We start from the raw sequence: 12,790 nt of genomic DNA on the forward strand, positions 1-12,790 counted from the left end.
TTGTTAGGAATTATGTCCCAGCCTCTTTTTATTTATCGATGACTATTTCGTATTAAATCAATCGTATTCATCCAAACAATATGACCTAATAATTCTGAAATGCGTTCTTCTTTAGGTAAATCTTTAACTTGTGGTGTTAGATTTAATTTAGGCAGTATATATTCATGAAAAGCAATATGAATCAAAATACCGAAGAATGTACCTCTTAATGTCGCCACTTTTGGACACTTTTCAGCAAGTAATCCATATACCATAGCATTTGCAATTGAAAAGCCATAATGAATACCCATGACAGTTATAGGTATATCGTTCTCGTTATAACGGTACGTAGCATGTTTAACATTGTCAGGTAAATTCAATTTATGCAGTAATGTCATTGGTGGTGGTTCTTCTTCACGTTGTGGCGTTCTAGGAGGGATGAGTGCTTCCCATCCCATTTTAACTGCACCACTTAATAATCCGCCAATAACGCCCGTCATGATAACTCTTTTCGTTGATTGTTTCATTAATTTCACAACTCCTTATCTCACTATATATTATATTTACCCTTAATGATTACAAATTAAAAAGTGAGTTAATCACTTTTAACTCACTTTTGCATTCTATTTACTTAGCTTGACGTTGCTCTTCTTTGGCATGTACCATATTCGCTACAAATTGATTAATTGGCGCATCGATATGATGTTCTGAACCTAAGCGAGCCACTGCTCCGTTAATATAATCAATTTCAGTACGTCGATTATTATTAATCAAATCTTGATACATTGATGGGAAATGTGGACCTACTTTATCATTTAAATCGATAAGATAATGATAGACTTCATCTGCATTTAAATGTACACCATCAACAGTAGCAACTTCTACTATCTCTTTAGTAATGTCATATACAAGTTTTCTTGCATATTCACTTTCATTTAATGTTGATAAACGACATTCTAAAATTGTACATAGCGCATTTGCTGTCCCATTTACACAAATCTTCTTCCAAATAGATTGTTGCAAGTCTTCACTTTTATGTGGATTGAGCTTCGCTTGTTCTAATAGATTATATATCACTTCAACATTATTCTGTCCCTCTGGCACAAGAGAACCTATCTCTACTGGACCACTACCCATTAAATGAGTATGTCCAGGTGATTCTAAGCCGGCCGTCCACGTAGTTACACCACGAACAATACGTGATTTATCTACATAATTTACAATACGTTCTTCATGTTTTAGACCATTCATTGTACAAACCATAATTGTTGTATCATGAATATGTGGCTGGATATGTGTTAGCATGCTCTCAAGTTGCATAGCTTTTGTAAATAAAAATACAATATCAAATTGAAGATCACTTGGTATTTTTGTATCTTGATACATAGGAATATTTAAATGATAGTCTTCTCCATTTATATCAATATGTAAACCTTCATGTTTTACAGCTGTTGCTTGTGGCTCCCAACCATCAATGAGTGTCACATCATTACCTTGGCGATATAACATTGCACCGAAACCACTTCCCAACGCTCCTGAACCAGCAATTGCTATTTTCATAATATTCGACTCCTTCTTTTAATATTATTTTTAAAATACTACTTTAATAAAGTATCGTCAATAATATAAACAGAATATTCTAAATAATTTGATAAATTTAGAACTTTTTTTATTTTTCAATAATTGACGTAGAAGTCATTATCCCCCTGTATAAGGACTCATTATTATGTTTACATTTATTCTTTTATTCAATATAAAAAATCTGAGGTACTCTATTCGCACCTCAGATTTAAATTTTATTAATATCCAGTTTTAATTAAGCACGTTTAGCTTTATTTGGAATTAAGAAGAAAATGACAAAGAAAGCAGTTAAAACGATGATGGCATTAAAGAGTACGCCCGCTAAACCACCAAGTTCTAAATTCATTTTCGCTGCACAAACACCATAAATCGTACTTGATAAAGCTACACCAAATGCATTTCCTAGTGATGAAGCCATTTTATACAATCCAGAGGCAACACCCACTTTATCATCTGGCGCTTGATCAACTGCTGTATCTGTAGATGGTGTGGCATACATACCAAGCCCAATACCAAATAGTAGGTAACCAATAATACTTGAAATAATATAAAACAAATTAGGTAAGAAGGTTAGTGATAAAAGTAGTAACCCTAAAAATGTAAATCCACTACCTATAAGCAATGGCTTTTTAGCACCTAATTTTTGTAATAGTTTTTCACCTACACGAATCATTACAAGCACTGCTACTAAATAAGTGATAGAGATTAAACCTGCTTGTAATGAAGTGAAACCTAAATGACTTTGGTAATATGTATTTACTACGATAAGCGTACCACCTGCTACTCCATTTAGCATGAAGTTTGAAAGTGTAGCACCACTATATCCTTTATTCTTAAATAAACTAAAATCAACAAGTGGGTTCTCAGTTTTAAATTCACGAAGAACAAAGAATATACCAGCAATTAAAAATATTCCAAATAACGATAGAATGACAGGTGATAATAATCCACGATCAGAAGCTTGTGTTACCATCACATTGACACTTAATAATGTAATAACTAATAAAATCAAACCTATAAAATCAAATTTTGAACCGCTATTGTCTGTATCCGTATCTGGTTCATTTTTTGTTTCTGGCGTGTGTTTAATTAAGAAAAATGAAAGTATTGACAAAGCAATAGAAATAATAAAAATCCATTGCCATCCTATTGTTGAAGCGATAAATCCACCAAACAATGAACATATTCCACTTCCGCCCCATGAGCCAATAGACCAAAAACTTAATGCACGTTGTCTTTCTTTTCCCATGTAATATTCATTAATTATCGCAAGAGTTGATGGCATAATGAATGCACCTGATAAACCTTGCAAAGCACGTCCAATCAGTAATAACCATGGAACTGGTGTAATAATCAATAATAATGAACCAATGATATTTAAGCCTAGTCCCAAATAAGTCATTTTGACGCGACCAAATTTATCAGCAACATCTCCAGCACCTACAATAAACAAACCAGAAAATAAGGCAGATAAGCTCACTGCAATATTAATAGTACCCAAATCGGTATTAAATGATGATTGTAGTGTTGGCACAATATTAAGTAACGATTGCGCAAACAACCAAAATGTTAATACACTAATAATAATTCCAACGAGTAACCGATTATCTCCCTTAAATTCTTTTGAAGACTCCATTATAAAAAAATTCCTCCTACTTTGCCCAAAAACTATATAATTTTAAACTACATTAAAATTTTATCATAGCTTACTATAATGGGATATAAAAATCTTTTTTTCTTTTTAAATATTATTTTCCAAAATAAATTATCATTTAATATAAATTAAGTGCTAAGTATTTATAAGTAAACATTTTAAACTATCAACTTTAAATTTTCCATACTATAATAAAAAGTGTAGTAAAAATTTTGAATTTTATTAATATACTTAATAGGTGCAAAAATGTTTAATTTATTTATTTTATTACTTGAACGTGTAGGCTTAATTATTATTATTGCTTACATTTTAATGAATATTAATCACTTCAAGACGATTATGAGTGCACGTGAAAAATTACGTGCTCAAATAGAACTCACCATCTTATTTTCATTATTCGCAATTATTTCTAACTTTACTGGAATTGAAATTGAGCATGACAAAATTATTTCTAGTAATATTTACTATCATCTAAATAATGAAACGTCACTTGCGAATACACGGGTATTAACGATTGGAATGTCTGGTTTAATTGGTGGTCCTTTTGTAGCGATTATCGTTGGTATTATCTCGGGCTTATCACGAATCCTCATTGGTGGCGCAAATGCTTATATTTACCTATTTTCATCAGTCATCATTGCATTAATTTCTGGATTTTATGGATATCGCACCATGAGACATAATCGCTATCCAACTGTTTTAATAGGTGCCATGATTGGATTAATAAACGAAAGTATTCAGATGGCTTGTATTTTAATTTTTGCTGACGATGTTTCTAATGCTTGGGCATTGGTAAAATTTATTGCTTTACCGATGATATTAATTAATAGTATTGGAACTGCGTTATTTTTATCTATTATTCTGTCTACTTTAAAACAAGAAGAGCAAACACGTGCAATTCAAACTCATGACGTCCTTGAATTAGCAAACAAAACACTACCTTATTTTCGTTCAGGATTAAATGAAAAATCTGCTCGTCCTGTAGCTGAAATTATACTGAGGCTAATGAAAGTATCTGCTGTGGCAATTACCAATAAAACCGATATTTTAACACACGTAGGCGCGGGTAGTGATCATCATGTCGCTAAAAAAGAAATCATTACTAATTTATCTAAAGAAGTCATACGTACAGGCCAATTAAAAGAAGCCAATTCAAAAGAGGACATTGGATGTAATAATCCGAATTGTCCGCTTCGAGAAGCTATCGTTGTGCCCTTAATGACGAATGGAAACGTCGCAGGTACTTTAAAATTTTATTTTACAGACTATAACCATATTACGACATCAACTAAACAACTTGCTCGGGGTTTAGCAGATATTTTTTCAAGTCAATTAGAACTGGGACTGGCCGAAACGCAAAGTAAATTATTACGAGATGCTGAAATTAAGTCTCTACAAGCTCAAGTTAATCCACACTTTTTCTTTAATGCGATTAACACCATTTCAGCACTTGTACGTATTGACAGTGAAAAAGCACGCAAGTTACTTTTGCAATTGAGTCAATTTTTCAGATCAAACTTACAAGGTGCGCGTAATAGCACGATTACTTTAGAAAAAGAATTACAACAAGTCAAAGCATATTTATCATTAGAACAAGCACGTTTTCCAGATCGATTTACAATTAAATATCATATTGATGATGCCTATAAACAAGTATTAATTCCACCATTCATCATTCAAATTTTGGTGGAAAATGCAATTAAACACGCATTCAAACATCGACGAAAAGATAACATTGTTTGTGTAGACGTTCAATACAAAGAAGCCTCATTAAAACTATCAGTTAGTGATAATGGACATGGTATAGCGCCTGAAAAATTACCCTCACTTGGACAAATCAGTGTGGCTTCAGAAACTGGAACTGGTAGTGCACTAGAAAATTTAAATCGCCGTCTCACTGGTTTATATGGTTCTAATGCAAAATTACACTTTGATACATCTAATTACGGAACAACAGTATCCTGTAAGATTCCATATCATTTAATCAAGGAGGAACGTTAAATGAGGACACTTATTGTTGACGATGAGCCATTAGCACGTAATGAATTACATTACTTATTAAATGAAATATCTGATTTCGAAATAATCGATGAAGCTGAAAATATTGAAGACACTTTAGAAAAACTGCTCTGTCACACCTATGATTTAGTGTTTTTAGATATTAATTTAATGGATGAAAATGGGATTGATTTAGCTCATAAAATTCGAAAAATGAAACAACCCCCTTATATCATTTTTGCTACGGCACATGATACGTTTGCAGTCAAAGCATTTGAATTAGATGCAGTTGATTATATATTAAAACCTTTTGAATTAGAACGAATTGAACAAGCAGTTCAAAAAGTAAAACGATTATTAAACGCTAAACAACAGATTCAAACATTGTCAGACCCTATCCACTCTCCACAATCACAAACGAATACTTCTTCTTATACTAATCATCAAAGTGTACTTCCTATCGAAGTGGATGAGCGTATTTATGTCATCAATTTAGACGATATTGTTGCGATTTCTGTGAACAATGGAATTTCGACTATTACGACTTTAAAAAAAACATATGAAACGACAGAACCGCTCAATTATTATGAGAAGAAATTACCTAAGCAGTTGTTTATAAAAATTCATAGAGCTACGATTATTAACAAGCAGTATATCGAAAGTGTCGAACACTGGTTTAATTATACGTATCAAGTGACAATGACAACGAATGTTAAATTTCAAGTTAGTCGTTCATTTATGAAATCATTTAAACAAGAAATTGGTCTTGCTTAATATATATTCTAAGTTAGCTTTTAACCTAACACTTCATATGATCAAGTGTTAGATTAAAAGCTTTTTTAATGACATCACAGTTCATTTATTGTTCTATAAACACTTTCTGATTTTCAACTGGAAAATACTGCAACTCACCTATTAATTTTCGTAACTCACTTCTAAATATAACTCAAGAAAGCGGTTTCATTTTATACTAACATCAAGAGAAAAGAAAAAGAGGGAGAGTATCAATATGGCGAAAAACAATTCAACTACCGCTAATACTCAAGGAAATAAGAAAGCAGGTAAAACTTACAATTTCTTTATCCAAGTATTAACTATTGTTGCTGTATTATTTGTTTCAAAAATTATTGAATCATTTATTCCGTTTCCAATGCCTGCATCGGTAATCGGACTCGTATTATTATTTATTTTATTAAGTTCAGGAGTCGTAAAATTACGTCAAGTAGAGGGTGTGGGAACCGCTCTAACAAATAATATCGGCTTCTTATTCGTACCAGCCGGTGTATCAGTTATTAATTCGTTACCACTTTTAAGTCAACATCCAATTTTAATTATTCTATTAATTATTATTTCAACATTATTATTATTAGTCAGTGTGGGCTATGTATCACAATTATTTGTAACAAAAACATTATTCCCTACTGAAGAACAAAATGAAAAAACACGACTTAAGGAGGAAAACTAATGGCTGATCACTTAGGTATTACAACACCTTATTTTGGTATTTTAGTCTCATTAATTCCATATATTATTGCACAATATTTCTATAAAAAAACAAATGGCTTTTTCCTACTGGCACCTTTATTTGTAGCGATGGTGGCAGGAATTGTCTTTTTAAAAGTAACAGGTATTAGTTATGATAACTATAAAATTGGTGGAGATATTATCAACTTCTTCTTAGAAGCTGCAACAATTAGTTTCGCGATTCCACTTTATAAAAAACGTCAAGTACTTAGAAAATATTGGTTACAAATTTTTGGTGGTATTGCTGTGGGTACACTAGTAGCTTTAATCTTAATCTATTTAGTTGCAACATTATTCCACTTAGGTGATCAAATTAGTGCGTCTATGTTACCTCAAGCTGCAACAACTGCGATTGCCTTACCAGTATCTGACGGTATCGGTGGTGTAAAAGAATTAACATCATTAGCAGTTATCCTTAACGCTGTCGTTATTTCAGCATTAGGTGGAAAAATTGTAAAAATGTTTAAAATTTCAAATCCAATTGCACGTGGTTTAGCTCTTGGTACAAGTGGACACACACTTGGTGTTGCCGCTGCTAAAGAACTAGGAGAAACAGAAGAATCAATGGGAAGTATTGCAGTAGTAATTGTAGGTGTGATTATTGTTGTAATCGTACCACCACTTGCTTCACTATTATTCTAATAAAAAAAGCGTTGCTGACGAACTAAGTAACAACTTAGTCATCGTCTAAGCAACGCTTTTAATTTATCTTAAACTTTGTACTTGTTTACTAGAACGATGTGTGGGATCTAATTTTTTCTCTAATAAACGTAGACCAATATCAATTAAAATCGCAATTAATGCAATTGGAATCGCACCTGCAAGAATAAAGACTGTACCATCAGTAGAATTCGTTCCACGAATAATAATGTCTCCTAGCGTCGGTGCACCAATAAATGAACCAATAGCAACAATTCCTATTGCTACAACAAGTGCAATACGAATACCACCGATGATTACAGATAGCGATAGTGGAAGCTCAATCATACGCATAACTTGGTTATTGGTCATTCCCATACCTTTACCTGCGTCTTTAATATTGTAGTCAACTTCTGTAATACCTGTGTAGGTGTTTTTTATGATCGGTAGCAAGGAATATAAAAATACTGCAAATACAACCGTTGATGGACCGAGCCCTAACGCCAACATCAGTATAGCAAGCATTGCAATGGCTGGCACGGTTTGAATAACATTAGCAATAGTAATCACTGGCCATGCTATTTTTGAATAACGTGCAATTAAAATACCAATTGGAATGCCAATAATACATGCAAACAATACTCCATATATAGACATTAATAAATGTTTAAAAAAGAGTTCCATCAGATAGCCAAAATTCAAAGTGTAATATTCATAAAGCGAACTTAACAAATTCCCTTTCACTGTTATTGACCACCTTTCTTATCTTCAAAATAGTTATGTTTTTTAATAAATTCTTCTGCAATGACGGCTGGTTCTTTTCCTTTTCCATCTGCTTCATAATTCAGTTTTTGCATTTCTTTTGTACTTATTGTATTTTCTAATTTTGTTAAAGCTTTATCAATCTCTGGATGGTCTTTAATTAATTCTTCTGTGGCTAATGGACTGCCATCATATGGAGGGAAAAAGTTACGGTCATCTTTTAAGATTTTCAAATTATATGCCGCAATACGTCCGTCTGTGGAGTAACCAACGGCAATATCTAATTTTTTGTTTTTAAGTGCATCATACACTAAACCAATTTGCATTGGACGTGCACTTTTGAACTTAAAGCCATACTCTTTTTGGAAAGCTGGGTATCCATCTCCGGCACGATTCATCCATTGCGTATCCATACCCAAGCGTAACTGATCTTTATATTTTTCTAAGTCTGATACTTTTTCTAAGTGATATTTATCAGCAGTTTCTTTTGTTACCATAAACGCATACGTGTTTTCAAAGCCAAGTGAATGATAATATTTTTGATCATATTTCTTTTTAAATAATCGCTGTGACTCATCCATGGCTTTATTCGCATCTCTAGTTGGGGGTGCATCGAGTACACTGGTTAACTCTGTTCCTGTAAAACGCACCGCTGACATATTAGCATCTCCACGCATAAGTGCATTATGTTGAACAATACTTGAACCTAAATTTCCAATAATGATTGGTTTGATATCTCCATTTGTATAATGTTCAATCATTAATTTCTCAATATTTGCTACTATTTTGGTTTCACTACTTTCAGTCGCTGTAATTTTCACACTGTCTTTCGAATTACTGTCACCTAAACCGGGTAAGCCGCATCCAGATAATACTACGAGAGACAATGTAAGAACGATAAATATATATTTAATATTTTTCATAGCTGTTCATTCCTCCCTTTTAAACTATCTAGATACTTTAAGACCTTTAGGTACAGCCCATTTTTCAACTAAAGATAATAAGAAATCCACAATTAGTGCTAAACAAGTCACTAAAATTGTAGCACTAATAATCATTGGTGGTTCATAGAGAGTTAAGCCATTAAATACTAAATCACCTAGACCACCTGCACCAATATAACTCGCAAGTGTAGCCCAGCTAATGACATATACACTTGCAAGACGTATACCACTAATAATTAATGGTAAGGCAAGGGGTAATTCCACATCTTTCATTAATTGAAGTTTTGTCATCCCCATACTTGTTCCAGCTTCAATAATGTTTTTATCAATATTTTGAACTCCTAATACTGTATTATTTAAGATAGGTAATAATACATAGATAAATAAAGCTACAATTGCTGGTGTCTTACCTACACCAAAAATTGGAATCATAAGCGCTAAAATGGCAAGTGTTGGTACCGTTTGAAGTACACCTGCAATAGTCAATACAACATTCGCCGTACGTTTTGTTTTTGATAATAAAATACCAAGTGGTACAGCTACGACAATAGCAATAAGTAACGAAATAATAGAAATATAGAAATGTTCTATCGTTTTCGATACGAGTTCTTCTCCGTATTGTGCAAAAAAGTCTCTCATTAACGATCCACTCCCGTATCATCCGTATTATGGGTATGTTCTCTATCTGTTCCGTTCATAATATCTTCATGATAACGTTGTGTACCTTGTGTTGTTAAACGTTGTTGTGTTTCATTTTGACGTTCATTCTCTCGCTCAACTTCATTTGAATAGGTTTTAGAAGAGTGACTCGTTTCATTCTCTTCACCCCAAATGGAGTCATACACAATATCTACTAAGTTTGCTCGTGTAATCAGTCCAATTAATGTATCATGATCATCTACTACAGGCACATTACGTACATTACGCTTTAAAATAGTTCGTACTGAATCTTGTAGTTTTGAATCGATATGTACTTGATAAACATCTCGTTGCATCGTATCAATTAATTCTTTACCTTGACGTAATCCTTGATTTATATCTTCAATATCTAAAAACCCTAAAAGACGATGTTTATTATTCACTACAAAAATAGTGTCTATACGATGGGTTCTCATAATATTGACTGCATCATTAAGAGAATCGTCAGCCTGAATAGTAATTGGTTTGATCATTGCATCTTCAACCGTTCTCATGTTTGGTCGATCTTGAATCAGTCTATTTTGTCCAATAAATTCTCTAACAAAATCATTTGCTGGATATCTTAAAACATTGTCCGGTGTATCATATTGAACGATCTGGCCTTTCGACATAATACAAATTTTGTCTGCTAGCTTAATCGCTTCATCCATATCATGAGTTACAAAAATAAACGTTTTTCCTAACTTTTTTTGTAAATCTTTAACTAAATCTTGTAACGTATCTCTAGTTATAGGATCTAATGCACCGAACGGTTCGTCCATCAAAATAATGTCTTGTTCTGCTGCAAGCGCTCTAACTACACCAATACGTTGTTGTTGTCCACCCGACAGTTCAGACGGATAACGATCTAAGTAATCCTCAGGTAAATCGACTAATTTAATCAACTCTTTTGCTTTAGCATCTTTCTTTTCTTTAGACCATTTTAAAAGTTTTGGAACGAGCACAATATTTTCTCTGATAGTCATATGTGGCATTAATCCAATTTGTTGAATCACGTATCCAATACTACGACGTAATTCTACTGGATTCATGTTACGTACATCTTTACCATTCATTTCAATTGAACCCTCTGTAGGTTCAATCATGCGATTAATCATTCTTAATGCTGTTGTTTTACCACTACCACTTGTTCCAATAAATGCAACAAATTCTCCAGCTTCAATATTTAAAGAAATATTATCGACTGCTTTCTTATTTCCAGAATAAATTTTAGTAAGGTTCTTTATACTAAGCGTCATAGGATGTCCCCTTCTATCGTATTAATGATGGAAAATTTTAAATACAAAAAAGCCAAAGTATTCTATTTTTGATTGTCTCAATCAAGAACCATATGGCCATTGCGTAATAAAGTTTTAAAAAATTGCATTTTAATAGAAATCGTTAAAATTCCACCACCTATACTTATATACCCTTTATAATTTTTTGAAACATTATTTATATGTAATAATTAATTTTTTTACCTAATTATTTTTTTAAGTTTTTAAATTTAACATTACTTATATACAACTATTCTTTGTAAATAGTACATTCCAACTTTTTTATATTGTCTACAATTAAAGTTCGAAAAATTGTCAAATTTTTCTAAAGTGTTTAACAATTCATTTATATATATTTGAATTTCTGAGTTCCTAGTATTAATCTATAATTACAAAGTGTTTTTTATTATGAAAGGGATGTTATATATCATGAAAGCAGCAGTATGGTATGGTCAAAAAGATGTTCGCGTTGAAGATCGTGAACCAAAAGAATTAAAAGATAACGAAGTAAAAGTTAAAGTATCTTGGGCTGGTATTTGTGGTACTGACTTACACGAATATTTAGAAGGTCCAGTATTTATTTCAACTGACAAACCTGATCCATTCTTAGGTCAAAAAGCACCTGTAACTTTAGGACATGAATTCTCAGGTATCGTTGAAGAAGTGGGGAAAGACGTTACAAAATATAAAAAAGGTGACCGTGTCGTTGTAAACCCAACTGTTTCTGCACGTGAAAAAGAAGAAAATTTAGATTTATATGATGGGTATACATTCATCGGATTGGGTTCAGATGGTGGTTTCGCTGAATTTACTAATGCACCTGAAGACAATGTGTATCACTTACCTGAAAATGTGTCTGCTCAAGAAGGTGCATTAGTTGAACCAACAGCAGTAGCAGTGCAAGCTGTTAAAGAAGGTAACTTATTATTTGGTGATACAGTGGCTATCTTTGGTGCAGGTCCAATTGGTTTATTAACAGTCGTTGCAGCTAAAGCAGCTGGTGCTAGTAAAATCTTTGTATTTGATTTATCAGAAGAACGTTTAGCTAAAGCTAAAGAAGTGGGCGCAACTCACGTTGTAAACTCTGGTCATACTGATCCACTAGAATTCGTAAACGAACATACTGAAAACGGTGTAGATGTAACCTTTGAAGTAGCTGGTGTTGGCGTAACATTAGCACAATCTGTAAAAGTAACACGCCCAAGAGGTAGTGTTGTCATTGTTTCAATCTTTGCACACGAAGTTAACTTTGATCCAATGTTATTGACAAACTCTGGTGTTAAATTAACGTCTACTATTGCTTATACACCAACAACATTCCAACAAACAATTGATTTAATCGCAAATGGCAGCTTAGATGTTAAGAGCGTTGTAACAGATAAAATTGAATTAGCTGACATCGTTGAATCAGGATTCAATCAATTAGTGAATGATAAATCACAAGCTAAAATCCTAGTGAAATTAAATGGTGACCAAAAATATTAATTAAATGTTTTAACCCTGTAAAGCAGGAAAACTGCTTTACAGGGTTTTTTGTATTATTTCAAATCATACGATTCTATGCCTGTTATCTCTATTTTTATTTATCATTTATTCCCTTTCTACATCGGTTTCACTACATACTTTTTCATAACATTATCATCATTATATTATAGAAAAAATTTAATAAACTCCTTTTAATAATATTTTGAAATCTATTAAATATTTAGTTTGACTAATTAAATGATAAGCGTATAATTATATCGTGTTTTTTT

General features: G+C 32.5%; 12 protein-coding genes. 5 read left to right on the top strand and 7 right to left on the bottom strand.

Annotated elements, in window-relative coordinates; translation table 11 throughout:
* Window positions 1-32: 32 nt before the first annotated feature.
* The 3 genes from HMPREF3131_RS01165 to HMPREF3131_RS01175 all read right to left on the bottom strand — a co-directional run bounded on the left by HMPREF3131_RS01165 (window position 33) and on the right by HMPREF3131_RS01175 (window position 3,196).
* The gene (locus HMPREF3131_RS01165) at window positions 33-506 is read right to left on the bottom strand and encodes a DUF1440 domain-containing protein (RefSeq protein ID WP_017174988.1); all 474 of its coding nucleotides are present in this window, start codon (window positions 504-506) and stop codon (window positions 33-35) included.
* Window positions 507-606: 100 nt separating this feature from the next.
* Complete coding sequence (locus tag HMPREF3131_RS01170; protein ID WP_017174989.1) at window positions 607-1,539, bottom strand: 2-dehydropantoate 2-reductase; 933 nt, start codon at window positions 1,537-1,539, stop codon at window positions 607-609.
* A 256-nt stretch (window positions 1,540-1,795) separates the two neighbouring features.
* A complete protein-coding gene (locus HMPREF3131_RS01175) occupies window positions 1,796-3,196 on the bottom strand; it encodes an MFS transporter (RefSeq protein ID WP_049379311.1) in 1,401 nt (466 codons plus the stop codon).
* A 264-nt stretch (window positions 3,197-3,460) separates the two neighbouring features.
* Here HMPREF3131_RS01175 and HMPREF3131_RS01180 point away from each other — a divergent pair, with 264 nt between their 5' ends.
* The 4 genes from HMPREF3131_RS01180 to lrgB all read left to right on the top strand — a co-directional run bounded on the left by HMPREF3131_RS01180 (window position 3,461) and on the right by lrgB (window position 7,378).
* On the top strand, window positions 3,461-5,215 hold the full coding sequence (locus HMPREF3131_RS01180) for a sensor histidine kinase (protein WP_054105857.1): 1,755 nt from the start codon (window positions 3,461-3,463) through the stop codon (window positions 5,213-5,215).
* Window positions 5,216-5,986 (top strand): response regulator transcription factor LytR, encoded by a 771-nt coding sequence (locus HMPREF3131_RS01185; protein ID WP_017174992.1) that lies wholly within the window; start codon window positions 5,216-5,218, stop codon window positions 5,984-5,986.
* A 235-nt stretch (window positions 5,987-6,221) separates the two neighbouring features.
* Window positions 6,222-6,677: an antiholin-like murein hydrolase modulator LrgA gene (gene lrgA / locus HMPREF3131_RS01190; RefSeq protein ID WP_017174993.1), complete on the top strand. Its 456-nt coding sequence runs from the start codon at window positions 6,222-6,224 to the stop codon at window positions 6,675-6,677.
* Window positions 6,677-7,378 (top strand): antiholin-like protein LrgB, encoded by a 702-nt coding sequence (lrgB, locus tag HMPREF3131_RS01195; protein ID WP_002448343.1) that lies wholly within the window; start codon window positions 6,677-6,679, stop codon window positions 7,376-7,378. Before lrgA ends, lrgB begins: the two co-directional genes overlap by 1 nt.
* A 63-nt stretch (window positions 7,379-7,441) precedes the next feature.
* Here the strand turns inward: lrgB and HMPREF3131_RS01200 are convergent, their stop codons facing one another.
* Genes HMPREF3131_RS01200 through HMPREF3131_RS01215 form a run of 4 tightly spaced genes read right to left on the bottom strand, consistent with a single transcriptional unit; the run spans window position 7,442 to window position 11,018 of the window.
* On the bottom strand, window positions 7,442-8,119 hold the full coding sequence (locus tag HMPREF3131_RS01200; RefSeq protein ID WP_070436362.1) for an ABC transporter permease: 678 nt from the start codon (window positions 8,117-8,119) through the stop codon (window positions 7,442-7,444).
* 2 nt (window positions 8,120-8,121) lie between these two features.
* The gene (locus tag HMPREF3131_RS01205) at window positions 8,122-9,060 is read right to left on the bottom strand and encodes an osmoprotectant ABC transporter substrate-binding protein (RefSeq protein ID WP_048762189.1); all 939 of its coding nucleotides are present in this window, start codon (window positions 9,058-9,060) and stop codon (window positions 8,122-8,124) included.
* 24 nt (window positions 9,061-9,084) lie between these two features.
* Window positions 9,085-9,720, bottom strand: a complete 636-nt coding sequence (locus tag HMPREF3131_RS01210) for an ABC transporter permease (protein WP_017174996.1) — start codon at window positions 9,718-9,720, stop codon at window positions 9,085-9,087.
* Entirely contained in the window at window positions 9,720-11,018 is a 1,299-nt protein-coding gene (locus tag HMPREF3131_RS01215; protein ID WP_070436363.1) for a betaine/proline/choline family ABC transporter ATP-binding protein, read from the bottom strand. Before HMPREF3131_RS01215 ends, HMPREF3131_RS01210 begins: the two co-directional genes overlap by 1 nt.
* A 447-nt stretch (window positions 11,019-11,465) precedes the next feature.
* Between HMPREF3131_RS01215 and HMPREF3131_RS01220 the strand changes: the two genes are divergently transcribed.
* A complete protein-coding gene (locus tag HMPREF3131_RS01220) occupies window positions 11,466-12,521 on the top strand; it encodes a 2,3-butanediol dehydrogenase (RefSeq protein WP_002448606.1) in 1,056 nt (351 codons plus the stop codon).
* Window positions 12,522-12,790 lie beyond the last annotated feature (269 nt).

It is taken from the genome of Staphylococcus sp. HMSC14C01 (genome assembly GCF_001808085.1).
In the GTDB taxonomy this organism is placed as follows: domain Bacteria; phylum Bacillota; class Bacilli; order Staphylococcales; family Staphylococcaceae; genus Staphylococcus; species Staphylococcus hominis.